This is a genomic window from Kribbella sp. NPDC023972 (assembly GCF_040639075.1).
Lineage (GTDB): Bacteria > Actinomycetota > Actinomycetes > Propionibacteriales > Kribbellaceae > Kribbella.
The window spans coordinates 186,070-210,108 of the sequence record NZ_JBEZZH010000002.1 but is presented as its reverse complement, the minus strand read 5'-3'; the positions used below and the strand labels follow the sequence as shown (position 1 = coordinate 210,108).

The 24,039-nt window shown below is 69.2% G+C and carries 23 protein-coding genes; 8 read left to right on the top strand and 15 right to left on the bottom strand.

Features of this window, described 5'->3' with window-relative positions; translation table 11 throughout:
* Nucleotides 1-20: 20 nt before the first annotated feature.
* A complete protein-coding gene (locus tag AB0F43_RS10305) occupies nt 21-1,694 on the bottom strand; it encodes an alpha-amylase family protein (RefSeq protein ID WP_360473468.1) in 1,674 nt (557 codons plus the stop codon).
* Nucleotides 1,695-2,019: 325 nt separating this feature from the next.
* Here AB0F43_RS10305 and AB0F43_RS10300 point away from each other — a divergent pair, with 325 nt between their 5' ends.
* Both AB0F43_RS10300 and AB0F43_RS10295 read left to right on the top strand, forming a co-directional pair.
* On the top strand, nt 2,020-3,603 hold the full coding sequence (locus AB0F43_RS10300) for a flavin monoamine oxidase family protein (RefSeq protein WP_360473466.1): 1,584 nt from the start codon (nt 2,020-2,022) through the stop codon (nt 3,601-3,603).
* The gene (locus AB0F43_RS10295) at nt 3,600-4,256 is read left to right on the top strand and encodes a Rid family hydrolase (RefSeq protein WP_360473464.1); all 657 of its coding nucleotides are present in this window, start codon (nt 3,600-3,602) and stop codon (nt 4,254-4,256) included. The genes AB0F43_RS10300 and AB0F43_RS10295 overlap by 4 nt, the downstream gene beginning before the upstream one ends.
* 44 nt (nt 4,257-4,300) lie before the next feature.
* On the opposite strand, the gene AB0F43_RS10290 is transcribed toward AB0F43_RS10295, so the two are convergent.
* From AB0F43_RS10290 to AB0F43_RS10275, 4 genes are read right to left on the bottom strand one after another with little or no spacing between them, the layout of a single operon-like run.
* Nucleotides 4,301-4,525 carry a hypothetical protein gene (locus AB0F43_RS10290; protein ID WP_360473462.1) on the bottom strand — a complete coding sequence of 75 codons (225 nt, stop codon included), beginning with the start codon at nt 4,523-4,525 and terminating at the stop codon, nt 4,301-4,303.
* A gap of 37 nt (nt 4,526-4,562) precedes the next feature.
* Entirely contained in the window at nt 4,563-6,128 is a 1,566-nt protein-coding gene (gene aceB / locus AB0F43_RS10285; RefSeq protein ID WP_360473460.1) for a malate synthase A, read from the bottom strand.
* A gap of 54 nt (nt 6,129-6,182) precedes the next feature.
* Nucleotides 6,183-7,040 (bottom strand): LLM class F420-dependent oxidoreductase, encoded by an 858-nt coding sequence (locus AB0F43_RS10280; RefSeq protein ID WP_360473458.1) that lies wholly within the window; start codon nt 7,038-7,040, stop codon nt 6,183-6,185.
* On the bottom strand, nt 7,037-7,600 hold the full coding sequence (locus AB0F43_RS10275) for a TetR/AcrR family transcriptional regulator (protein WP_360473456.1): 564 nt from the start codon (nt 7,598-7,600) through the stop codon (nt 7,037-7,039). Before AB0F43_RS10275 ends, AB0F43_RS10280 begins: the two co-directional genes overlap by 4 nt.
* Nucleotides 7,601-7,719: 119 nt before the next feature.
* Between AB0F43_RS10275 and AB0F43_RS10270 the strand changes: the two genes are divergently transcribed.
* Both AB0F43_RS10270 and AB0F43_RS10265 read left to right on the top strand, forming a co-directional pair.
* On the top strand, nt 7,720-8,742 hold the full coding sequence (locus AB0F43_RS10270; RefSeq protein WP_360473454.1) for a glycosyltransferase: 1,023 nt from the start codon (nt 7,720-7,722) through the stop codon (nt 8,740-8,742).
* A 19-nt stretch (nt 8,743-8,761) separates the two neighbouring features.
* Nucleotides 8,762-9,928 carry a hypothetical protein gene (locus tag AB0F43_RS10265; protein ID WP_360474504.1) on the top strand — a complete coding sequence of 389 codons (1,167 nt, stop codon included), beginning with the start codon at nt 8,762-8,764 and terminating at the stop codon, nt 9,926-9,928.
* On the opposite strand, the gene AB0F43_RS10260 is transcribed toward AB0F43_RS10265, so the two are convergent.
* A complete protein-coding gene (locus AB0F43_RS10260) occupies nt 9,899-10,468 on the bottom strand; it encodes a TIGR03086 family metal-binding protein (protein ID WP_360473452.1) in 570 nt (189 codons plus the stop codon). The genes AB0F43_RS10265 and AB0F43_RS10260 overlap by 30 nt on opposite strands.
* 118 nt (nt 10,469-10,586) lie before the next feature.
* Here AB0F43_RS10260 and AB0F43_RS10255 point away from each other — a divergent pair, with 118 nt between their 5' ends.
* The 3 genes from AB0F43_RS10255 (at nt 10,587) to AB0F43_RS10245 (ending at nt 12,454) form a co-directional block, all read left to right on the top strand.
* Complete coding sequence (locus tag AB0F43_RS10255; protein WP_360473450.1) at nt 10,587-11,039, top strand: SRPBCC family protein; 453 nt, start codon at nt 10,587-10,589, stop codon at nt 11,037-11,039.
* A gap of 115 nt (nt 11,040-11,154) precedes the next feature.
* Nucleotides 11,155-12,096: an aldo/keto reductase gene (locus AB0F43_RS10250; protein ID WP_360473448.1), complete on the top strand. Its 942-nt coding sequence runs from the start codon at nt 11,155-11,157 to the stop codon at nt 12,094-12,096.
* A gap of 10 nt (nt 12,097-12,106) precedes the next feature.
* Nucleotides 12,107-12,454 (top strand): YciI family protein, encoded by a 348-nt coding sequence (locus tag AB0F43_RS10245; protein ID WP_360473446.1) that lies wholly within the window; start codon nt 12,107-12,109, stop codon nt 12,452-12,454.
* A gap of 6 nt (nt 12,455-12,460) precedes the next feature.
* Here AB0F43_RS10245 and AB0F43_RS10240 read toward each other — a convergent pair whose 3' ends face one another.
* From AB0F43_RS10240 to AB0F43_RS10225, 4 genes are read right to left on the bottom strand one after another with little or no spacing between them, the layout of a single operon-like run.
* A complete protein-coding gene (locus tag AB0F43_RS10240) occupies nt 12,461-12,793 on the bottom strand; it encodes an antibiotic biosynthesis monooxygenase (RefSeq protein WP_360473444.1) in 333 nt (110 codons plus the stop codon).
* Nucleotides 12,794-12,797: 4 nt separating this feature from the next.
* A complete protein-coding gene (locus AB0F43_RS10235; RefSeq protein WP_360473442.1) occupies nt 12,798-13,964 on the bottom strand; it encodes a VWA domain-containing protein in 1,167 nt (388 codons plus the stop codon).
* A gap of 5 nt (nt 13,965-13,969) precedes the next feature.
* Nucleotides 13,970-16,147 carry a DUF5682 family protein gene (locus tag AB0F43_RS10230; protein ID WP_360473440.1) on the bottom strand — a complete coding sequence of 726 codons (2,178 nt, stop codon included), beginning with the start codon at nt 16,145-16,147 and terminating at the stop codon, nt 13,970-13,972.
* On the bottom strand, nt 16,144-17,226 hold the full coding sequence (locus AB0F43_RS10225; RefSeq protein ID WP_360473438.1) for an AAA family ATPase: 1,083 nt from the start codon (nt 17,224-17,226) through the stop codon (nt 16,144-16,146). Before AB0F43_RS10225 ends, AB0F43_RS10230 begins: the two co-directional genes overlap by 4 nt.
* A gap of 103 nt (nt 17,227-17,329) precedes the next feature.
* Between AB0F43_RS10225 and AB0F43_RS10220 the strand changes: the two genes are divergently transcribed.
* Nucleotides 17,330-18,526 (top strand): transposase, encoded by a 1,197-nt coding sequence (locus AB0F43_RS10220; protein WP_360473436.1) that lies wholly within the window; start codon nt 17,330-17,332, stop codon nt 18,524-18,526.
* 34 nt (nt 18,527-18,560) lie between these two features.
* On the opposite strand, the gene AB0F43_RS10215 is transcribed toward AB0F43_RS10220, so the two are convergent.
* The 5 genes from AB0F43_RS10215 to AB0F43_RS10195 form a co-directional block, all read right to left on the bottom strand.
* A complete protein-coding gene (locus AB0F43_RS10215; RefSeq protein WP_360473434.1) occupies nt 18,561-19,994 on the bottom strand; it encodes a DUF5691 domain-containing protein in 1,434 nt (477 codons plus the stop codon).
* Nucleotides 19,961-21,259 (bottom strand): SWIM zinc finger family protein, encoded by a 1,299-nt coding sequence (locus tag AB0F43_RS10210; protein ID WP_360473432.1) that lies wholly within the window; start codon nt 21,257-21,259, stop codon nt 19,961-19,963. Before AB0F43_RS10210 ends, AB0F43_RS10215 begins: the two co-directional genes overlap by 34 nt.
* Nucleotides 21,260-21,534: 275 nt before the next feature.
* A complete protein-coding gene (locus AB0F43_RS10205) occupies nt 21,535-22,233 on the bottom strand; it encodes a GAF and ANTAR domain-containing protein (protein WP_360473430.1) in 699 nt (232 codons plus the stop codon).
* A 10-nt stretch (nt 22,234-22,243) separates the two neighbouring features.
* Nucleotides 22,244-23,146, bottom strand: a complete 903-nt coding sequence (locus AB0F43_RS10200; RefSeq protein ID WP_360473428.1) for an amidohydrolase family protein — start codon at nt 23,144-23,146, stop codon at nt 22,244-22,246.
* A complete protein-coding gene (locus AB0F43_RS10195) occupies nt 23,146-24,036 on the bottom strand; it encodes an SDR family oxidoreductase (RefSeq protein ID WP_360473426.1) in 891 nt (296 codons plus the stop codon). The genes AB0F43_RS10200 and AB0F43_RS10195 overlap by 1 nt, the downstream gene beginning before the upstream one ends.
* Nucleotides 24,037-24,039 lie beyond the last annotated feature (3 nt).

Below are 24,039 nucleotides of genomic sequence, written 5' to 3'. Positions count from 1 at the left end.
CGTGGCCGGGGTGGCCACCTTTACACGATGTAGCGGTCGCCCGGCCGGATGATGCGCAGCCAGCGGGCGCCGTAGGGCTCCAGGTCGAGTTCGAGTACGCCGTCCTCGCGGACGTCCACCGTACCGTCGACCAGCAGATCGACCGCTTGGACGCCGACGCCCGCGCCGGCTACCGCGAGGGTCGCGCGAGCGGGTTCGCCGGCGAAGTTGTGGACGGCGACGATGGTGCCGTCCTCGTGGTCCGAGCGATGCGCGAACACGGACGGCGACTCCGGCTCGAGGATGGTGCAGTCGCCCCAGGAGAGTTCGGGGCACTCGCGGTAGCGCCGGGTGAGCAGCTTGATCCAGTTCAGCAGTGACTCGGGGTCCCGTCGCTGGGCCGCGACGTTGACGTGCTCCGGGCCGTACTCGCCCTCGGTGACCGGTGCGGGGAGGTCGTTCGGATCCGCGGTCGAGAAGCCACCGTTCGCATCGGCCGTCCACTGCATTGGGGTCCGGACCGCGTTCCGCCCCTCCGCGGCGAGGTTCTCGCCCATGCCGATCTCCTCGCCGTAGAACAGGACCGGCGTACCGGGCAGCGAGAAGAGCAGGCTGTAGACCATCTTCAGCCGGGCCGGGTCGTTGCCGAGCATCGGCGGGAGCCGGCGGCGCAGACCGCGGCCGTAGAGCTGCATGTGCTCCTCAGGCCCGAAGGCGTCGAACACCTCCTGCCGCTCCTCGTCGGACAGCTTGTCCAACGTGAGCTCGTCGTGGTTGCGCACGAACGTGCCCCATTGCGCCTCCTCCGGCGGGTCCGGACGCTCCCGCAACGCCTTGACCAGCTCGGCCGGGTCACTGCGTGCCAGCGACAGGTACATCCGCTGCATGGCGATGAAGTCGAACGACATGGTCAGTTCGTCGCCGTCCTCGTCACCGAAGAAGCTCCGGGTCTCCTTGTAGGGCAGGTTGACCTCGCCGAGCAGCATCGCCTGACCACTGCGCCGGGACAGGAAGGCCCGCAGGTCACGCAGGTAGTCGTGCGGGTCCGGCAGGTCGGCCGCCTCCAGCGACCCCGTCGGGTCGATCAGGAACGGTACGGCGTCGACCCGGAAACCGGACAGCCCCAGCCGCAACCAGAAGCCGATCACCCGCATGATCTCCTCGCGCACCTCCGGGTTCGCGATGTCGAGGTCCGGCTGGTGCTTGTAGAACCGGTGCAGGTAATACTGCCCGGCCTCCTCGTCGTACTCCCAGAGGCTCTGCTCCTGGTCCGGGAACACGATGCCCTTGTCCGCGTCCGGCGGCGGCTCGTCCCGCCAGACGTACCAGTTCCGGTACGGCGACTGCCGCGAGGACCGAGCGCTCCGGAACCACGGGTGCTGGTCGGAGGTGTGGTTGACGACCAGGTCGGCGATCACCCGCATCCCGCGGTCCTGCGCGAGCGTGATCAACTCGACCAGGTCACCGTGTGTCCCCAGCCGCGAGTCGACACCGTAGAAGTCGGTGATGTCGTAACCGTCGTCGCGGTCCGGCGTCGGATAGAACGGCATCAGCCACAGGCAGGTCACGCCCAACTCGGCCAGGTGGTCGATCCGCTGACTCACCCCGCGCAGATCACCACGCCCGTCGCCGTCGGTGTCGAAGAAGGTCTCGACATCGAGGCAGTACACCACTGCGTTCTTCCACCAGACATCCGCGGTCTCCGTCAGCCTCATGCTCCTCCCGGTCCCCACGGCGCGATGAAATACACGGGCCACTGGTTGGACAGGGACTCGCCGTGTTGACTGTCGTCCTGATCTCCGCGTGATCGACTGCTTACGTGGAGTAAGGTTCGTCGCCATGTTGAAAAGAGCTGCTGTGGTTCTCCAGGCGTCTACGCGGAAATAGCACCTGTCGTGAGGACACTGCAAGCGGAGATTCGACAGGTTCGTTAACCGAAACATACCTGTCAGTACCGGCGTCAGCTCCTCACCGAACGGACACAGCGCAGAAACACCAGGTCTTTACCTTTCTGGTCAGGTAACCCAGTGAGGAGAAGGCATGGCGCAGACCAGACGTCAGTTCCTGCAGCAGGTCGGTATCACCGGCGGCGCCGGGGTCATGTATTCCACGATGTCGGCGCTCGGGCTCGCCGGCGTCGCCGAGACTCCCGCGTACGCCGCCCCGACGCGGGCCGACCTGAACGGCCGGAGCCGCGCGCACATCGTCGTGCTCGGCGCCGGTATCGCCGGACTGACCTCGGCGTACGAACTGCTGAAGGCCGGGTACAAGGTCACCCTGCTCGAGGCCCGTAATCGCCCTGGCGGCCGGAACTGGACGGTCCGCGGCGGCACCGTGGAGACCGACCTGGCCGGGAACACCCAGCGGGCGGCGTTCTCACCCGGCCAGTACATGAACGCCGGACCCGCCCGCATCCCGCAGCACCACGTGACCCTCGACTACTGCCGTGAGCTCGGCGTCGCGATCGAACCGTTCGTGAACCAGAACGCCGACGCGTACCTGTACCGCGAAGGCGCAACGGCCCTGTCCAACAAGCCGATCCGGCACCGCACCGCCAAGGCGGACGTCTACGGCTACGTTTCCGAGATGCTGGCGAAGGCGACCGACCAGGGCGCCCTCGACAGCTATCTCACCGGCACCGACAAGGAGGCGCTGATCGGGTTCCTGACCGGCTTCGGCTCGATCGCGAACAAGGCCGGCGGCTTCGCCTACACCGGCGCCGGCGGCCGCCGCGGGTACGACGTCGAACCCGGCGCCGGAATGGAGGGCGGTACGACGGGCACGCCCTACCCGCTGAGCGACGTGTTCGCCAGCGGGGTCGGCAACTACTTCTCCTTCGAGTTCGGCTGGGACCAGGCGATGATGATGTTCCAGCCGGCCGGCGGGATGGACCGGATCCCGTACGCGTTCGAGAAGGCGATCGGCCGGGAGAAGATCCAGTACGACGCCGACGTGACCGGGCTGCGCAACACCACCACCGGCGTCGAGGTGACCTACCAGACCGGGTCGCGGACCCGGACAGTCACCGCGGACTACGCCATCTGCACCCTGCCACCGCACCTGGCCGCGAAGGTCAGATCGAACCTGCCGGCCCCGATCATCGAGGCGCTGAAGTACGCCCGGCCGACGAACGCCGGCAAGATCGGCATCGAGTACGGCCGGCGCTGGTGGGAGGAGGACCACCGGATCTACGGCGGCATCACCAACAGCAACCTCGACACGGTCAACACCTGGTATCCGTCGAGCGGCTTCCACGGCCAGCGCGGCACGGTGATCGGTTACTACAACACCGGCGCGAACGCCAACGTGTACGGCGCTCTGAGCCCCGCCGCACGGCTGGAGCGAGCCCTGCTGCAGGGCACCAAGATCCACGGCGACGTGTACGGCAAGGACGTCAAGGCAGCCTTCTCGGTGAACTGGACCGGGACCAAGTACTCCGAAGCGGCCTGGGTCAGCTGGCCGTCACAGACCGACGGGATCTACGCCCGGCTGCTCGAGGCCACCGGCAACATCTACTTCGCCGGCGACCACCTGTCCCACGCCATCGCCTGGCAACACGGCGCGATGGTGTCCGCCCGCGCGGCCGTGACCGCCCTGCACAGCCGGGTGGTGACGAGCCGATGAGGAAACGAGCCTTGATCGGCGGCGTGGCCGCGGTCGCGCTCTCCTTCAGCGTTGGCGCGGGAACGGCCGCCGGATGGTGGGACAAGCCGAAGCCGCCACGGCCCGGCACCGTCGTACCGGCGCTGCCCGCCGGTCAGTCCAACCCGATGATCGCCAGCGGCGTAGGCATCGGCGCCAACACCCCGGTCTACAAGACCAGCGGACTCGGCCCGTCGGCACTCAACGCCGGGGCGCCGGCGGGTTCCGAGGCGTCGTACATCGACACCGCGGTCTTCCCGGGTGGGACGCTGCCGGCCGGCGTCACCATCACCGAGGCCCAGGGCATCAACGTGCTGCGGCGGATCGGCGAGAACCTGCAGGCGCAGGGCCTCTCGTACGCCGACGTCTACACGATGCGCGTCTTCCTGCAGAACCCGGCCGGCGCCGCGACCGCCGACTTCGCCGGCTGGAACCGCGCCTACCGGCAGTACTTCGCCAACACCGACCTGACCACAGGTCAGTACGTCCCTGTCCCCCTCGGTACGGCGCCACCCGCCAAACCGTTCGTGGTCAACAAGGCCAGGCCGTCCCGGTTCGCCCTGGAGATCGAGAACCTCCCGGTCACCGGCTGGCTCGTCGAGGTAGAGGTCGACGCGGCGTACCCGGCGCCTTGAACCGCCCGGATGCCCTGGTGGGCCGCCAGGGCATCCGGTGGTGGCTACAGAACCGCACCCCGGGGCGCGATCTCCACGGTGGCGACACCCCGCGCGAACAACACGAGAAGCCGGTCGCCATGCCTGCACCGAAGCATGCCGTCGTCGCCCGCAAGAGCCGAGACGGCGTGCTCGACGACGTCCTCGTCGTCGACCGCGGCAGACTCCTCATAGCTGACATCCAACTGGTCACCGCTCACGAGCCGAACGCGTAATACGACGTTAGCCATGCTGGCAGCCTAGGCGCACAGCCCACTTCTCGCGCGCTCAAGACATGCGTTCGTACGCCAGCAGCGTCAGGAAGTCGACGTAGTCGTCCGCGACGGCGACCTCGAGGAAGAGGTCGCGGGCGGCTCGGTAGCGATCGGGCTCGTCGAGCTTGGCGATCTCCTCTTCGACGATCCGCTGGACCAGCTCGGTCGTGACGGTCTCGCCGGTGTCCAGGACGACGTCGTTCTGCCGCCACTGCCAGATCTGGGAGCGGGAGATCTCGGCGGTGGCGGCGTCCTCCATCAGGTTGAAGATGCCGACCGCGCCGGTGCCTTCAAGCCAGGCGGCCAGGTACTGGATCGCGACGCTGACGTTGCTGCGCAGACCGGCCTCGGTCACCTCGCCGGGAGTGGACGCGACGTCGAGCAACTGGTCCGCGGTGACCTGGACATCCTCGCGGAGCTTGTCCAACTGGTTGGGCCGGTCGCCGAGCACCGAGTCGAAGACGGCCCGGCAGGTCTCGACCATGCCAGGATGCGCGACCCACGACCCGTCGAACCCGTCACCGGCCTCGCGCCGCTTGTCCGCCTCGACCTTCGCGAACGCCTGCTCGTTCACCGCCGGATCCTTGCTCGGGATGAACGCCGCCATCCCGCCGATCGCGTGCGCGCCGCGCTTGTGGCAGGTGCGGACCAGCAGGTCGGTGTACGCGCGCATGAACGGGACCGTCATGGTGACGCTGTTGCGGTCCGGCAGCTGGAAGTCGGTGCCGCGGGTCCGGTGCGTCTTGATCACACTGAACATGTAGTCCCAGCGGCCCGCGTTCAGCCCGGCCGAGTGTTCACGCAGCTCGTAGAGGATCTCCTCCATCTCGAACGCGGCCGGGTAGGTCTCGATCAGCACCGTCGCCCGGATGGTGCCGCGCGGGATGCCGAGATACTCCTGCGCGGTGACGAACACGTCGTTCCAGAGCCGGGCCTCGAGGTGCGACTCCATCTTCGGCAGGTAGAAGTACGGTCCCTGGCCGCGGTCGAGCTGCAGTTGCCCACAGGCGGCGAGATACAGCGCGAAGTCGACCAGCGAGCCGGACACCGCCGCACCGTCCACCTGGAGGTGCTTCTCCGGCAGGTGCCAGCCCCGCGGCCGGACCACGATGGTGGCCAGCTCGTCGTCCGGCTTCAGGGCGTAGCTCTTGGTCCCGGTGCTGAAGTCGATCTGCCGGGTGATCGCGTCGAGCAGGTTGAGCTGGCCGCCGATCACGTTCTCCCACAGCGGCGTGTTCGCGTCCTCCTGGTCGGCCAGCCACACCTTGGCGCCGGAGTTCAGCGCGTTGATGGTCATCTTCCGGTCGGTCGGCCCGGTGATCTCCACCCGTCGGTCGACCAGCCCGGGTGCCGCCGGGGCGACCCGCCAATCCGGGTCGTCGCGCACGTCCTTCGTCTCCGGCAGGAAGCCCAGCGAGGCCCCGCCGGCGATCTCCGCGACCCGCTCCCGGCGACGCTCGAGCAGCTCCAGCCGCCGCTCGCCGTACGCCCGGTGCAACGTCTCGATCAGCCCGAGAGCGCGCTCGGTCAGGATCTCGTCGTACCGCTCGTTCATCGGCCCGGTGACGTCGACTGGCACAGGAGGCTCCTTAGCATCGTGATCGGGAATCCGGCCTACTCCGACCGTAATCCACTAACGCACCCTGGGCAGGACTTCGCGCAGAACGGCTGCGTGATCTTCGGGACGCTCGAGGCCGAGCTTCATCGTGTTGACGGCCAGGTGCGTGGCGCCCAGCTCGCGCCAGCCTTCGACGAACCCAGACCAGTCCTTCTCCGGCAGCTCGGCCAGGGTGAGACGCGGCTCGATGCCGATGGAAGCCGGGTCGCGACCGGCCTCGGCGGCGTACGCGCGGAGCTGGTCGACGCGAGCCTTCGCCTCGGCGTCGGGCGCGGTCTGCGGCATCCACCCGTCACCGATCCGCCCAGTCCGACGCAGTACGGCGTCCGCACCGCCGCCGAACCAGATCGGAATCGTGCGCTTCGGCAGCGGATTGAGCCCGGCCTCCTCGATCTCGTGGAACTTGCCTCGGTAGGAGATCACCGGCTCCGCCCACAGCCGCCGGAGCACGTCCACCTGCTCCTCCAGCAACGCCCCACGCTGCCGGAAGGGCACACCAAGCGCCTGATACTCGACCTGATTCCACCCGATGCCCACGCCCAGCCGCAGCCGACCGCCACTCAGCACGTCAACCTCAGCCGCCTGCTTGGCCACCAGCGCCGTCTGCCGCTGCGGCAACACCAGTACGCCGGTCACCAGCTCAACCGACGTCGTGATCGCGGCGAGGTATCCGAACAACACGAAAACCTCGTGGAACAAGGATTTGTCGGTGTAGCCGGTCCATCCCGGCCGATTCGCCGGATCCGCGCCGAGCACATGATCGTAGGCGTGGATGTGGGTGTACCCAGCCTGCTCCACGGTCGTGGCCCACGCCCGCACCACAGCCGGATCCGCGCCGATCTCCAACTGCGGGAACACGGCCCCGATCTTCACTTCGTAGCCTCCGGCAACAAGTCGATCAGTCCCCGGACGGCCAGCTCGAACGGTTCGTCCGAACCCGCGGCCCTGGCCAGCACATACCCACCCTGCAGTACGGCGGCGATCGTCGCCGCCGTCCGCTCCGGATCGATGGCGTCGGGATACTCGCCAGTGCGCTTGCCCTCAGCAATGATCTCGGCCAGCCGGGCCCGCAACCACAGGAACGTCTCGGCGATCGGCGCCCGCAGCTCCGAGTCCGCCATCACGTCCGGGTCCGCGGTCAACCGCCCGATCCGGCACCCCCGCAGCACGTCGCGATCCCGCTCGAGATAGCGGCTGATCCTCTCAGTCGCCGTACCCGAACCGCTGAACTGCTCCTCAGCCGCCTCGCGCAACTCGACGCCGGACCGCTCGATCGCGGCCTTGGCCAACTGAGCCTTGCCACTGAAGTGGTGGTACATACTGCCCTGACCCGCATCAGCAGCCCGCTGAATAGCCTTCGGACTCGTGCCCACATACCCCCGCTCCCACAGCAAGTCCTGAGTACTGCGAATCAGCCGCTCCACGGTCTCCACGCACCAACCGTACCTACTTACAGGTACAGAGGCAGGGGTGTTTCTGAGGTGTGAATTTGTACCTACCTGCAGGTACGGCGGATGGCTCTGGGTTGGGGGGAACGATAGTCTCGGGCGCCATGAGCACCAGCGTCGCCATCGCGGTCATCACCTTCCGGCGACCTGCTCTGCTGCATGCTCTGCTGACCAGCCTGCAGGCCCAGGAACTCCCCGAGGATTCCGATCACGCGGTCCGGATCGTGGTGGTCGACAACGACGCGGACGGTACGGCGGCCGCGGTGATCGGCACGTTCGCTCAGGCGCGATACCCGATCGAGTCGGTGGTCGAGCCCGAGCCGGGGATCCCGTTCGCCCGGGAGAAGTCGGTCGAGCTGTGCTGGAACGACGACGCGCTGATCTTCGTGGACGACGACGAGGTGGCGCCACCGGGCTGGCTGGCGACGCTGCTGCACGCGTGGGAGACGTCCGGTGCCGACGTTGTCACCGGCCCGGTGAAGGGCAACCTCCCGCCCGGCGCACCGGCCTGGAACCACTACAGCGACGTGCACGACTCGACCGGCAGGCACACCACCGGCGAGGAACTGCGCAAGGCGTACACGAACAACACCCTGGTCAGCCGGCGGGTCTACCACTCGGTCACGCCGGCGTTCCATCCCGCGTTCCGCTACACCGGTTCGAGCGACCTGCACTTCTTCCTCCGGGTGCACCGGGCCGGGTTTCGCATCGTCTGGTGCGAGGAGGCGTGGATCGCCGAGGAGGTGCCGGCCACCCGCACGACGCTGCGCTGGCTGGTGCGGCGGGCGTTCCGGTCCGGCAGCGGTGACACGATCAGCCGGCTGCTGATCCGGCCCGGCGCGGTGAGCTATCTGCTGGTGCTGGCCTATGCTTCGGCCCGGGTGGTCTCGGCGATCGGGTTCGCCCTCGCCGGGCTGCTGCTCGGCCGGAAGACGCACCTGCTGAAGGCAGTCCGCCGGTTCTTCTCGGGCGTCGGTAGTCTCGCGGGGATAGTAGGGATCAACCATGACGAGTACCGGGAACGGCACGGGGCCGAGCACTGGTCCGACGGTGGCGAGCCTGTGCCGGGCGATCTGGCAGGTGGAGCGGGAGCTGAGTCTCCTCGACTGGCGGATCGGCGACGTTAGCCCGTGGCCGGTCATCCGGATGCGCATCTTCCATCAGCTGACTCGGCGCACCGGCATCCACGGCGCCTCCCATCCGGTACGACGTACGCCGTACGACAAAGCGCGACTCGTCAGCCGGCACGCGACCGGCCTGGTCACCAGGAACCCGTTCCTCGGCCGGTACGACGCCGTCGTCGTACCGCACCCGCGGAAACCGGGCGGTGTCGAGATCTACACCGACGAGCTCCGCAAGGCCCTCGGCCCACGTGCGCTCATCCTGGACTCGGGTATCAACGGGACCCCGCTCGCGGGCAGCCGGAATCTCGACTTCTTCACCTCGGCCGCCGGCGCCGTGCACAAGCGTCGGCTGGACGATCGCGGTGTCGGCGCGGCGCTCGAGGAACTGACCGGTGTCTCCGTGCCGGTGGGTGCCCTGCTGGCGCGTGAGGTGCCGAAACATCGGCGGCTGCGGGCGCTCTATCGCGTACTGCTGCGGCGGCACCGGATCAAGACGGTCTATGTCGTGGTCGCCTACTTCCACCAGCACATCGTCGGCGCGGCTCGCGACCTGGGCATCCGGGTGGTCGAGCTCCAGCACGGCGCCATCAGCCCGTTCCATCTGGGCTACAGCTACCCCGGTCGTCCGGCAGTGGCCGACCAGCCGGATGAGCTCTGGTGCTTCGGCTCGTACTGGACCGACGTCGCCGACCTCCCGGCTGGGATGAGTACGTCGGTGATCGGCGCGTCATACCTGCCCGGTGCGACCCAGAAGGACCCCAAGCTGGCGGTCTTCCTGTCTCAGGGCACGATCGGTGCCGAGCTGCTGCACGTCGCGGAGTCGGTGGCCAAGGAGCACCCGGCGGTGGACGTCGTATTCCGGCTGCATCCGAGCGAACGCGCGTCGGATTACACGATCCCGGCCGGCGTCAGGTTGTCCACCGCCGGCAGCACGCTCGAGCTGCTGGCCTCGGCCACCTATCAGGTCGGCGTGTCCACGACCGCGCTGTTCGAAGGGATGGCGCTCGGCTGCCGTACGGCGGTGGCCAACCTGCCGGGCCACGAGTACCTGGAGCGGCCGATCGGTCGCGGCCACGCCATGCTGATGACCAACCCCACCCAGCTCACAGCAGCCCCACTCTGCCCCGACCCCGCCACCTACTACGCACCGAGCAAGCTCTCAGGGCTGACGGCCGATCACGCCCAGTAGGCGATCCTGGAGCGGGGCGTCCGGCGGCACCTCGACCTCGGGGCCGAAGACCTCCACACCTTCGCCGAAGGCGCCCGGCGTGCGGAACTTCTCCATCACGTCGGCGGGGATGGCCGTCGTACTGGCCCAGAGACGTTCGACGTCCACCGGGTCCATCGTCTCGTCCTGGCCGGTCGCACGGGCCAGGTCCCAGCCGTGCAGGACCAGGTCGTCGGAGACCACCTGGTCGATGTGCTGCTCGGTCGTCAGCCGGCCGGTCGGCGCGTCGGTCTCGGTCAGGGCGAGCACCGGGTCGTCCAGGACGTCCTCGACGGCGGCCCGGGCCTCCTGGAACGCGGTCAGCGGGTCGTCCGCCGGCTCCAGCTTGCGGGCCACCGGCATCAGCATCACACCGTGCATCATCACGACGTGCTCGACCACGTCCCTGGCCGTCCACTTCTCGCAGGGCGACTGGTTGCCCCACTGCTCCGGCCGTACCGCGGCGACCTTTCGCTCGAACGCCTCGGCCCGCCGCCGGTACCGCTCCGCGATCTCACCCATCCCGATCTCCTCCGTACCCGCATCCTGCCCCTCCGCCGGATTTCGCGGAAGATTCCACGGGTACAACGAGCCAACCGGGGTACCGGTCGGCCGAACGAGCAAAGGAGGAGGAACGAACATGAGCACCATCACAGAGTCCGTTGACGTCGACGTCCCGGTCACCCAGGCCTACAACCAGTGGACGCAGTTCGAGTCCTTCCCGCAGTTCATGGAGGGCGTGCAGGAGGTTCGGCAACTGGACGACACGCACACCCACTGGGTGACGAAGGTCGGCGGGGCGACCCGGGAGTTCGACGCCACCATCACCGAGCAGCACCCGGACGAGCGGGTCGCGTGGCGGTCCGACGCCGGTCCGCAACACGCCGGTGTGATCACGTTCCACAAACTGGACCAGAGCCACACGCGCGTCACCGCGCAGATGGACATCGATCCCGAGGGGTTCCTCGAGAAGGCCGCCGACAAGGTGGGCATGATCGAGGGCCGGGTGAAGGGCGACCTCGAGCGCTTCAAGCACTTCATCGAGGAGCGTCCGTCCGAGACGGGTGCCTGGCGCGGCGAAGTACCGCGCTGAGCTGGACCCGCGCTCGGCGAGGCGGACGATAACTCGCTGAGCCGGAGTGACGACCGCCGGCAGTTCCTCCTTCAGGTGGGAGGAACTGTCGGCGGCTGCTTCTAGTGTCGGCAGCATGCGCACTGTGGAGCTGGGGCGGACGGGTTTGCGGGTCAGCAGGCTGGGGCTCGGACTGGCCTCGATCGGGGGCATGTTCGCCACCGTGCCGGAGCCGCAGGCGGTCGCGACGATCGACCGCGCCTGGGAGCTCGGCATCCGCCTCTTCGACACCGCGCCGGTGTACGGCTACGGGCTCTCGGAGCAGCGGGCCGGAATCGCGCTCCGCGGGCGCCCGCGGGATGAGTTCGTGCTCTGCACCAAGGTCGGCCGGCTGATCGAGCCGGGTGGCCCGGACATCCAGCCGATCTGGGTTGAGCCGCCGGCCGGGATCGGGCCGCGGCTCGACTACTCGTACCGGGCGGTGATGCGGTCGTTCGAGGAGAGCCTGGCGCGGATGGGCATCGACCGGATCGACGTCCTGCACATCCACGACCCCGAGCTCGACTACGCGACGTCGTCGACCGAGGCCCTCCGGGCGCTCGCCGAGCTGCGCGGCCGCGGCACCATCGGCGCCGTCTCGCTCGGCGTGAACCACGCCGACGTCGCGGCTCGCTTCCTCCGCGAGACAGGTGCTGAAGGACCCGATTGCATCCTGCTCGCCGGTCGTTACACGTTGCTGGACCAGTCCGGCGCCGACGAGCTCCTGCCGCTCTGCGAGAAGCTCGGCGTCACGGTGCTCGCGGCCGGCGTGTTCCAGGGCGGCGTACTGGCCGAGGGCGCGCCATCCGGCCCCGAGCGTCTGCCGACTGAGCTGGTACGGCGGATTGACCGGTTACGCCAGGTGTGCCGCCGGTACGACGTGCCGTTGCTGGCCGCCGCGGTGCAGTTCCCGCTCGCGCATCCCGCCGTACCCGCTGTCGTGGTCGGGGCGCGCAGCCCGCAGGAGATCACCGAGGTCGCGGGGTGGCTGGACCACGAGATCCCGGCGGCGTTCTGGCGGGCCCTCGAGCGGCATTAAGGTCTGCTGTATGCGGTACATGCTGCTTCACAAGACCAACGACAGCCTGGAGGCGGGCAACCCGCCGGACCCGGACATGCTGGCCCGGGCGGACGCCGTCCTGGAGGAGATGCGGCAGGCCGGCGTACTGCTCGCCGCCGAGGGCCTGATGCCCAGCTCCCGCGGCGCCCGGATCACCTTCCCAACCCCCGGCGACGAGCCTCGCGTGCTCGACGGCCCGTTCGCCGAGACCAAGGAACTGATCGCCGGCGTCTCGATCATCCGCGTCGAGTCCAAGGCCGAAGCAGTCTCCTGGGCCCTCCGCTTCGCCGAAGCCGACCCCAACACCCCCATCGACATCCTCGAACTAGCCGACTGAACCGGATCAGCCGGCGAGGGTGCCTTCCTCGGCGGTGATGAGGGAGTCGATGGCGGCGAAGAAGCGGGCGATGCCGGGCCGGTTGGGGCCCTTGTCGCGAGATGCCGCGTAGTCATCCGGGGTGATCCACTCGACGATGTCGAGCCATTCGTCGTTCGGCAGCCGGACCAGGCGGGCGCTGAGGAAGCCGGCGCGGTCGGCGGCGAAGTCTTTCAGCATGCCCGGGCGTGCGGCCAGGAGCTCCTCGACCTGATCAGGCCGAACCCGGAACCGGACCAACTCAACCGTCGTCATCACGAAACCCCATCTGTAGTCGTTCTGCTGATCAGCAACGCTCACGGTCTCAGTTGCTTCCCGACAAATTGGTGGCCGCCCAGCCGGTGATGTCCTCGTGGCGGATCGCGGCGGCCATCAGGTCAGGGAACAGGTCGGGAGTGCAGGCGAAGGTGGGTACGCCGAGGTCCGCGAGGGCGGCGGCGTTTTCGGCATCGTACGACGGGGTGCCTGAGTCGGAGAGGGCGAGTAGGGCGATCAGTTGGACGCCGGACTCGACCAGGGTGCGGGCTCGGCGGAGCATCTCCTCACGGACGCCGCCTTCGTACAGGTCGGAGATCAGCACCATCACCGTCTCGGCGGGCTTGGTGACGAGTTCCTCGCAGTACGCGAGCGCCCGGTTGATGTCCGTGCCGCCGCCGAGCTGCGTGCCGAACAGTACGTCGACCGGATCCTCCAGCTGATCGGTCAGGTCGACCACCGCGGTGTCGAACACGACCAGGCTGGTCCGCAGCGTGCGGATCGATCCGAGCACCGCCCCGAACAGCGACGCGTACACCACCGACTCCGCCATCGAGCCGGACTGATCGATGGCCAGCACGATGTCGCGCTGGACGCTGTGGTTCCGCCGCGCGTACCCGACCAGCCGGTCCGGGACGATCGTGCCGAGCGCCGGTGAGTAGTGTTTGAGGTTGGCCCGGATGGTCCGGTCCCAGTCGATGTCCGAGTGCCGCGGCCGGCCCGTCCGCCCGGCCCGGTCGAGTGCTCCGGTGACCGCTGCCCGGGTCCGTTCGGCCAAGCGGGCCTCCAGCAAGGCGACGACCCGGCCGACCACATCCCGCGCGGTCTGCTTGGTCTCCTCCGGCATCACCTCGTTCAAAGCAAGCAGTGTGCTCACAAGGTGTACGTCGGGCTCGACCGCGCCCAGCAACTCGGGCTCCATCAGCATCCGGGTGATGCCGAGCCGCTCGACCGCGTCCCGCTGCATCACCTGGACCACCGTGCTCGGGAAGTACTTCCGGATGTCACCCAGCCACCGCGCCACCCGCGGCGCCGACGACCCCAGGCCGGACGCCCGCTGCGACCCCGGCTCGCCGGGTGTCGCGTCGTACAGCGCGGCCATCGCCGCGTCGACGGACCGGTCCTCGGCGGAGAGCGTCGTACCGATCTCGTCCTCGGCTTCGCCGCCCAGCACGAGTCGCCAGCGGCGCATCCGCTCGCCATCCGTTGAAGACACAGCCATCACACCCCCAGCAACTGCGCGACGACGGGAAGGACGGACGCAGCCAGCTCGGTGTCAAGGTCGTCGTCATCAGCAACAACCATCGCCGCCGGATCACCCAGCGCACGAGCTCGCGTCCCGATCGACCGCCGCTCCGGCGACGCGAAGGTCCCGAAGGTACGACGAAGCAGCGGCAGCACCTCGACGAACGCGTCGTCCGGAATCGCGCCCAGCCACGCGTCCACCAACGCCAGCAACCGCTCGTCGTGCACCAGCAGCAACCCGCCACCGGCCAGGAATCCCTCGACATAACCAGCAGCGTCGGCGGTCGGCGTGCCAGGCGACAACGCCCGCCCGAGCCGCAGCGCCACCTCGTGATCGGGCAACCGCGAGGTGTCGAGCATCAACCGCGTCAACCGCCCACGGATCAACGGCGGCACCGACGACCGATCGCTCAACCCCTCCAGCGTCGCCAGCCACTCCGCCCGTACATCCTCGGCCAGCAAGGCCGTCGCGTCCTGCACCCCGTCGATCAGGTCCTGTACGGCGGCCGCCGCGTCCGGATCGAGTCCGTGCACGGTCCGGCCGAGGCCGGCGCACACGCGGGAGACCATCCGCCCGGCGACCGCGGCCAGCCCGGCCGTGTCGGTGCCGCGGACATCGCCGTACCGCGACGATCGCGCCAGCGCGGGCAACGCCGCCATCAGGTGACCGACATCGGCATCCGCGGCCGCACGGGTGTCGACACCGCGCAGCAAGTCGGGCAACGCGTCCGCTAGATCGGCCAGCAGCGACTTCTCCAACGCGGCAGTCACGTCGGCGAGCGTGGACGACTCGTCGGCGACCCGCAGCATCACGGTCGTCGCGGCGCCGAGAACCGTCGTACCGTGCGCGCCGGCGGCGACCAGTTCGACCTCGAGGCCGGGATCCCAGGCGAGCCGCCAGATCTCCCGGAACGTGCCCTGCGCCCGTCGCTCGTCGGCAGCCGGCACACCCCAGTGCACACCGAGGAGGCGCAGCCGGTGCAGCAGGCGGGACTTCTCCAGGTCGTTCGGCTTCCGCAGGTCGAGCTCGATCACCCGCTCGGTCGCGTCCCGCCGCATCCGGAGCCGCCGCGCCTGCGCAGCCAGATCCGCCGCGACCGGAGCCTGTGGTGTCTCGCCTGGCACGGACCCCAGCAACTCCCCGACGACTGCTTCCCGCGTGACCAGATCAAGCAGTACGTCGTTTCCGCCGCAGAGCACGGCTCGCGTCGCCTCGGTGACCTCACTCAACCCGGCCAGCGGTCGTTCCCGCAGGGCAGCCAGGGTGTCCGCGAGCCGGACCGCTTCGATCACGTGCGCGCTCGAGACGGGCAGATCCTCCTCCCGCAGGACCTGGGCGACCTTCGACAACCAGCGCGTGGTGATCTGGTCCGGCGCGGTGAACAGGTGGTGATACCAACCGGGCGACGTGATCCCGGCGCCGTACCCAGAGGCCGCCGCCAGCCGGCCGTGCGTCCACGGAACCCACGTACACGCGACCTTCCGCTTCGGCAGGCCCTTCAGGATCCGCTGGTCATGTGTTGCCGGGGGCAACGGTGCCTCCAGCGCCGGGACATGCCAGGCGCCGCAGATCAGCGCGATCCGCTCGAACCCTTCGCGCAAGGCCTTCCGCAGTACGGTCCGCATGTAGGCCTCGCGCTGCGCTTCACGTCCGGTCGCGTGCTCGCCGTGCCGGAGCTCACGCATCGCGTCGGCGATCACGGTGAACGGCTCGGCGCCCTCGCGCCGGGACTCAATCACGTCGTCCCACCACCGCTCGGGATCGTCGTACCCGCCCGCGTGCGCCAACGTGGCCAGTGGATCGATCGACAACCCGCGCCGTCCGTCACCGCCGGACGACGCGAACTGATGGGCCGCGGGCAGATCGCAGAACCGCACCGGTACGCCGGCCGCCAGCGCGTACTCGATCGCCTGCCACTCGGGGCTGAACACCGCGAACGGCCAGAACGCTGCCCGGGTCGAGTCGTCCACCGCGTACGCGAGCAGCGCGACCGGCGGCACCATCTCCTCCGACGCCGCCAGCTCGACCACCTTGTCGGCCTCCGGCGGACCCTCGATCAGCACCACGTCCGGCTTGAGCTCAGCAAGCGCGGTCGCCACCGCCCGTGCCGACCCCGGCCCGTGGTGCCTGATCCCCAGCAGGTGAACGGTCATCCGGAGATCTCTCGGCAGGCTCGGTAGAAGGGCGCCCAGTCGTCGCGTTCGCGGACGACGGTCTCCAGGTACTCCGACCAGACGACGCGGTCCGCGGACGGGTCCTTGACCACGGCGCCGAGGATGCCACCGGCGACGTCGGTCGGTCGGAGTACGCCGTCACCGAAGTGTGCCGCCAGCGCGATCCCACCGGTGACAACGCTGATCGCCTCGGCGGTGGAGAGCGTGGCGGACGGCGACTTCACCGCGGTCCGGCCGTCCTCGGTCCGGCCGGACCGTAGCTCGCGGAAGATCGTCACCACCCGCCGGATCTCCTCCAGCGCGTCGTCCGGCTGGGGCAACTCGAGCGCGGAGCCGAGCTGCGCGACCCGCCGGGACACGATCTGGACCTCGTCCTCGGCCGAGTCGGGCAGCGGCAGGACGACGGTGTTGAACCGCCGCCGGAGCGCGCTGGACAGCTCGTTGACACCCTTGTCGCGATCGTTCGCGGTGGCAATGACGTTGAAACCCTTACGGGCTTGGACTTCCGTCGCCAGCTCGGAGATCGGCAGCGCCTTCTCGGACAGGATCGTGATCAGCGCGTCCTGTACGTCGGACGGCATCCGGGTCAGCTCCTCGATCCGGGCGATCTTCGCCTCGGTCATCGCCCGCTGCACCGGGCTCGGCACCAGCGCCTGCTCACTGGGGCCCTGGGCAATCAACTGCGCGTAGTTCCACCCGTACCGGATCGACTCCTCGGCCGTCCCCGCCGTACCTTGCACGAGCAGGGTCGAGTCACCGCTGATCGCGGCCGCGAGGTGCTCGCTGACCCATGTCTTCGCCGTGCCCGGCACGCCGAGGAGCAGCAGTGCACGGTCCGTCGCCAGGGTGGCGACCGCGACCTCGACCAGCCGGCGCGGGCCGACGTACTTGGGTGAGATCTCCACGTCACCGGCACGTCCGCCGAGCAGGTAGGTGACCACCGCGGCCGGCGACAGCCGCCACGCCGGCGGCCGCGGCCGGTCGTCCACAGCAGCCAGCGCGGCGAGCTCGCTGGCAAATTCATCTTCAGCGTGCGGCCTCAGTACTTCAGTGCTCATCGGATTGGTCGCGGGAAGTCCCGTGCTGCACGGTGGGAAAGAACCGCGACTGCCTCCCTTCGAGGATCGGGGACTGTCGGTCCCGGCTGATTGGGTGGACGGCATGTCCCGGTTCCGGATGTACCCAACTCCCGCGCAGCAGGCTGCGTTGCTGCAGCAGTGCAGGCATGCGAGGTACGTGTGGAACCTGGCGCTGGAGCAGTGGTCGATGTGGACGCGCGACGGAGGCCCGACGCCCGGGTACGTCGAGCAGGCGCGGCAACTGACCGAGGCGCGGGCTGCGTTCGGGTGGCTGCGGGCCGGGTCGCAGACCGTCCAACAGCAAGCGCTGCGGGACTTCGACCAGGCCGTCAGGAACTTTTACGCCGGCACTCACCGGCGGCCGACCTGGCGCAAGGCCGGGTTGCATGAGGGGTTCCGCATCGTCGGCCCGCAAGCGGGTCGTGTCGAGCAGATGAGTCGGAAGTGGGCGCGGGTGCTGGTACCCAAGGTCGGCTGGGTACGGTTCCGGCTGTCCCGCGCCGTTCCCGAGGCCAAGTCCTACCGGGTGACTCGCGACCGGGCGGGCCGCTGGAACATTGCGTTCGCGGCGATCCCGCCACCGATTTCCGCACCGTGCACGGGTGAGGTCGTCGGCGTGGACCGCGGCGTCACCGTCTCGGCGGCACTTTCCACCGGAGAACTCCTGTCCTGCCCTGGCCTCTCGGAACGTGAGCAGGAACGACTCAAGCAACTGCAACATCGCCTTGCTCGCTGCCGCCGCGGCTCCAACCGGCGCCGACGGGTGAAGGCCGCGATCGCCAAGCTGCACGCCCGGGCCGGTGACCGGCGCAAGGACTGGGTCGAGAAGACCAGCACTAGCCTCGCCCAAAGGTTCGATGTCATCCGCGTCGAGGACCTTCGGCTCGCGCAGATGACCCGCCGCCCCAAGCCCAAACCGGACCCCGAGCGACCGGGCGGCTACCTGCCGAACCGTCGCCGCGCAAAGGCCAGCCTCAACCGCGGCATCCTCGGCAACGGCTGGGGACTGCTCGTCCAGCGGCTGGAGCACAAGGCCGCCGGTCGCGTCGAGAAGATCAACCCTGCGTACACGTCGCAGACCTGCAGCGTCTGCGGGCACTGCGCACCGGAGAACCGCGAGAATCAAGCGGTGTTCCGATGCGTGGCCTGCGGACACCGGACAAATGCGGACGTGAACGCGGCAGTCAACATCGCGGCCGGACGGGCCGTCAGCGCACGCCGAGAGACGCCCGTACGGGTCTCGCCGAAGCGTGAACCTCAACACGCTACCTCCGCGTAGTAGTTGGAATCCCCGACCTTCAGAGGGGAGGACGTCAAGAAAGCTCCTCGTACATTTCTCGGCGGAAGATCAGGGTCTCCACCAGGCGGCGCCGCCAGGTGTCTTCCTCGCCGGTCGGTTCACGGGTGATCGGATGATTCAGTACGTCGGGTGGCACCGCGCGGGCCGCGATACTCGCCAGCCGGGCCCAGCCGCGGGCGGTCCCGACGGCGGCAAGCTGATCCAGGATCATCGCGCCGAGCGACGCCGGCCACGGGACCGGTAGGCCGCCCACGAGCTCAGCCAGGTCGACGGCTTCCTTCAGCGCCGTCACTGCCCGGACCCATTCCTCGGCCGGCAGGACGCGCAGCAGTTCGGCCGCACTGCGACTGCCGGTCGATGCATTTGCCTTCAGCAACTCACGGGCCCAGAGCTCCGAACGCTCTCGCACCGCCGCGTCGGCCCACGCCGCCTGCAGTACGTCGGGCGCGCAGCCCTCCACCGGTATCCCCAGCCAGGCCGGGTCCATCACAGAAAGCGGGGTGTTGGCAACGATCTGGAGGAACCACCAGGCCCGCTTGCCGATGCCCTCCGGGTTCTGCGAGTCGATGCCGTCACGTTCCATTGACGCACTGACACGCTTCGGCAGGTCGACCGCCAGGACACCCTGCGCGACGGTCAGATGCGACCAGAGTCGCTCGGTCATCCGGTCGCCGTACCGCGACCCCGGGAGCCGGGCCAGCAATCGGGCCGCACCCAGGCGAACGTCCTTGGCGCGATCGTCGAGCGCCGCCTCGAGAAACTCCTCGTCATCCAGGGACAATCCGTCGGCCAGGACACCGAGAAACTCAGCCCGGGTGGCAGCTGACTCCGTCGCCCAGACCCCGCTCAAAGCTTCGAGTGCGGCGGCGGGATCCTGCCGTCGCGTCGTCCGCAGCCAGCTCCGCCGCTGCAGCGCGTTGCCATGCGTCCAGAGCTCGACGTCATTGCTCTCAGCAACCGCTGCGTGCAGGAACTTCCACTCCGGGTTGAGCTCCGCCAGCCAGGTCGCACGCCGGCCCGCCGCGGCGATGACGAGCGGACGATACTCCGCGCGGTTGCGCGCGTAGTCGGCCAACGCCGGCAGGTGCTCCGGCGGCACACCCCAACCGCGAGCGTCGGCCGCACGCAACCACTCGCCGAGCGCCGTGGTCTGGAATCCACCGAGCATCGCGGCCAATCGGCGGATCGCGACCGGCCGGGGCAGCGGGCGATCCTCGCCAGGGGCCGCAGGCAACGGTTCGACCTCACGCAACGGCTTGCGGCCGGCCCGTTTGTAAACGGTCGCCAACGCGGCCGCATCCAGCAGCCCGCCGTCCCCCAGCCGCTCCCGAATGTGCTCAGGCAGGTCCTCGAAGTGCACCGGCCGTCGATCGGTCCCGAGCAGCGCCGAACTGACCAGCCCGTCCCAGCCCTTCACAGGATCACCGGCCTGTCGCCGTGCCAGCACGTCATCGGACGAAACCCGGCCCGATTCCACTCACCCGCGACCGTGACCGGCTCGCCTGCCGAAACAGCGAGCAGCTTCAGCGGATCCGCCCCGGGCAGGATCTCCAGCCCGTCGCCGGCCTGATCCACCAGCGCCCATCCCTCGCCGCACCGGGCCGGGCGGACATCCTGCAGGACCAGCGGCCAGCGTTCGTTCCACGGGTCCGCCGCGAGGGATTCGACGTACGACGCCAAGGCCTGTCGCGCCGTGAACCCGGTGGGCCGGGGCGCGGGCAGACGCGGAGCGGTCTGGGTGAGGAGAGCGCGCATCGGGAGCGCACCGGGGTAGTAGGACAGCGCGCCCGGTACGTACTCGCCCGGACGGGCCGGCAGCGGGTCGAGTGGACGGCCGGCGGCGGCGAAGCTGAGGATCAGCCCAAGTCGTCCAGTTGTTGCCCCGCGCAACCAGACGCGGCGAACGGTGAGCCGGTCGTCGGGCTCGACCACCCGGCCGAGCACCAGCCAGTCGTCCTCGACCTTCTCGCCCTCGGCCAGCACCCGCGCGGTCTCGACGGTCCAGCCGATCCTCGCCTGCACGGTGTCGGCCAGCGACGGCGGGAGGTCGGCCAGCCGGGCGTGCGCGGAGACGATGAGATGGATGAGCGACAACTCCTCCAGCAGTTCACCCGGCCAGCCGTGTCCACGCCCGACCACCCCCGCGGCACGCCGTACCGCTCCGGCAACACCTGGCGCCTGCGCGTCGACCATGCGCGCGGCCAGCCGGCTGAGCTCGCTGTACGCCCGCTGGTCGAACCCGCCCAACCCCTGCCGGACCTGGTCGTCGAGCCAACTGGAGAGCTCGGCCATCCCGGCGGAGACCCGGTCGGCCCGCCTCGACGCGCGCTGCTGAGCGGCCAACGGGTCGGCGACCTCACCAGGCTTCCGCTCAGGCCGCTCAGCCCGAGTGGCCCGCTGATCCAACCACGACTTCGCCCACTCCGGCTCGTCGCCCTGCCGGACCTCGCCCGTGGCCCAGAGCAGCAGCAACCCGACCGCATGCTTGCACGGGAACTTCCGGCTCGGGCAGGAGCACTTGTACGCCGGACCGCTCAGATCAACCCCGGTCTGATACGGCTGTTTGCCGCTGCCCTGACACAGCCCCCACACGGCTCGCTCGGACGCGCCGGTTTCCGGCCACTTCGTCGTACGTGCCAGAGTCTGGGCTGCCTTCGCCGACGCAGGATCCGGCGCCAACCCCAGCACCTGATCAACGTCCCACGCCCCCACAACACTCCTCGCTCGACGACGCCCTTCTCCCGAGAGCATCCCATCCGCCGCCGACATCACCCGGTCCCGGGGTCCGACGTCCGCCGAGTCGTCGATTGTGGTGCGCCGAGGCCAGCTTTTGGAGCCGAGTGTGACGACTCGACGACGGAAGCAGTGACGAACCCTCCTCCGGAGAGGGCTTACCGCGTACGATCCGGTGGCTGTTGAGAGATCAACAGCCACCCCGGCGGAGCTGTCAGGGCCCGCCGGGGTCCCTCAGCTCACCCGAAGGCCCGCTACGCCTGCCGCTGGCCTGGAAGGGTGCGGGTGTCGATCAGGCGTTGGGCCACGTCGCGGAGCTTGACGTTGTTGTCCTGGGAGTAGCGGCGAAGGACGGCGAAGGCCTGGTCGCTGTCGATGCCGAAGCGTTCCATCAGGATGCCCTGCGCCTGGCCGACCAGCTTGCGAGCGTCGATGGCCTGCCAGAGGGTCGCCTCCTGGCGGGCGCTGGCGAGGGCGACCGAGGCGTGCCGGGCGAGGATGTGGGCGACGGCGTCGTCATCCGGCTCGAAGGCGTAGGGCTCGGTGTTGAAGAGCTGAAGGACGCCGAGCGTGCTCCCGCCGGCCGCCAGCCGCACGCTGAGCACACTGCGCAACCCGAGCGCGGCCGCCTTCGGCGCCCAGGTCGGCCAGCGGGGATCGGACGCGGTGTCGGGGACCAGGACGGCGGTGTGCTCAGTCAGCACGTCGACGGACGGCCCTTCGCCCAGCTCCACCTGCATCCGGTCGGACTCCTCGACCAATGGGTCCGTGGCCGAGATCGTCTCCCACTGCCCACCGCGCGATGACAGCAGCACGCCGGCGTGCGTGCAGCTCACGGCGTGCAGGGCGAATTGCACCACCGCTTCCACCGTCTCGCCGACGCCGACCTCCTCGTGCAGCTCCAACGCGAGCCTCGCGAAGACCTCAGCGACACTAGCGCTGTCATCCTTCACACCAGCAACCTTACGCCGCGACCTTGTTCCCCACGAGACGCTGAGCATTCGCCCGAACACGCTCCCGCCAGCCGTCGGACCGGGCGTCGAGTGTCTCCAGCTGACGCCGGATCGCATCAGCCGGCGTAAAGCAGTAGTCACTCCCGTACAACACCCGGTCCCCCGCCACCGCATCCGGCGTACCGGCGACGTCGTACCAGAGGTTCTCCAGCTGCGGTGTCACGCTGGGCAGGCTGTCGGGGGCGAAGGTACGGCGGAAGTGCTCGAGCCGATCGCCGAGCAAGGGCAGTACGCCGCCATCCGCGACGACGAAGCTGATGCGTGGATGGCGGGTGAAGATCCCGGTCAACGCCAGGTCGGTGACGGCCCGGGCGCTGTCGAACAGGAACTCGATCATCGGCCGCGGCCGGTCCAGCGCGACCTGACGCCACTGCGGCGGCGAGGTCGGATGCAGCAGCACCACGGCGGACCTGTCGTTCAGCGCACGCCACAGCGGTTCCCACGACGGCTCACCCGGATACTGGCCGCCCGCATTGCTCATCAGTACGACGCCGTTCGCGTGCAGCACGTCGTACGCATAATCCAACTCGACCAGCGACCCTTCGAGGTCCGGCAACGGCAGACTGGCGAAGAACCCGAAGCGCCCGGGGTGGTCCCGGCTCAGCTCGGCCGCACTCTCGTTGACCCGCCTCGCGAGCACCTGGGCGCGGAAGTCATCGCCGAAGTGCACGCCGGGCGACGAGATGGACAGCAGTGCGGTGTCGATCTCGTTCCGGTCCAGCACCTCCAGGTGCTTGCGGACAGACCACTCCGGCCAGCGGGGCATCCCGTCTGGCCGAAGGTGTCCCGCCCGCTCCGCCGCGGCGACGTACTCCGGCAGCAGGAAGTGAGCGTGGAGGTCGATGAATGTCATCAGGCGACCGGGTGCAGCAGGTCCTCGAGGCCGATCCTGCGGAGCAGCTCCGCGCGGACCCGGTCGGCGACCGCGTTCACCACCGCGGCGCCGTCGTCGGACGGGTCGATGTGCACCCGGAACGGCCGCCGGCCCTTGTCGGTGCCGACCACAGTCACGATCGCCTTCGCAACCTCGGCGACGTCGGCCCACTCCGGCTCCAGCTCGGCGAGCTTCTGGCTGACCTGTTCCATCAGTCCGGCGTACTTCGTCTCGTACGCCGCGACCACGTCCGCGTCGGCCGGTGAACCGCTGTGCGCGAAGTGGTTGGTGCCGTGCGTGAAGGCACCCGGTACGACGATCGTGGTCTCGATCCCGAACCGCGACACCTCCAGCGCGTAGCTCTGCGCGAGCGCGTCCATCGCCGCCTTCGCCGCGAAGTACGGAGCCAGGTACGGCGGCGTGCCGCCGCGCGTGCTCGAACTACCGACCCACACCAGCAACCCGTCCTGCTGCTCGCGAAGCTTCGGCAGTGCGGCCCGGTTCAGCCGCTGCGTGCCCAGCACGTTGGTGTCGTAGAGCTCGGCGAGCTGCTCGGGCGTGAACGCCTCGGCCGGCCCGGTGACCATGTGCCCGGCATTGTGAATCAGTACGTCGAGACGCCCTTGCTCACTGATCACGGTGTCGACGGCCTGTTGGGCGGAGGCGTCGGAGCTGATGTCCAGCTCGACCGGGCGGAGGTCGACCTGGTGCTCGCTCGCGTACTCCTTGGCGTCGCCCGCCACGGTCGCGTTCCGGCCGGCGAGGTCGCGCATCCCGGCGTACACGAGGTGGCCGGCGTCGGCGAGGGCTCGGGCGGTCAGGGCACCGAAGCCACTCGAGGCGCCACTGATCAGAACTGTCTTGCTCATGGT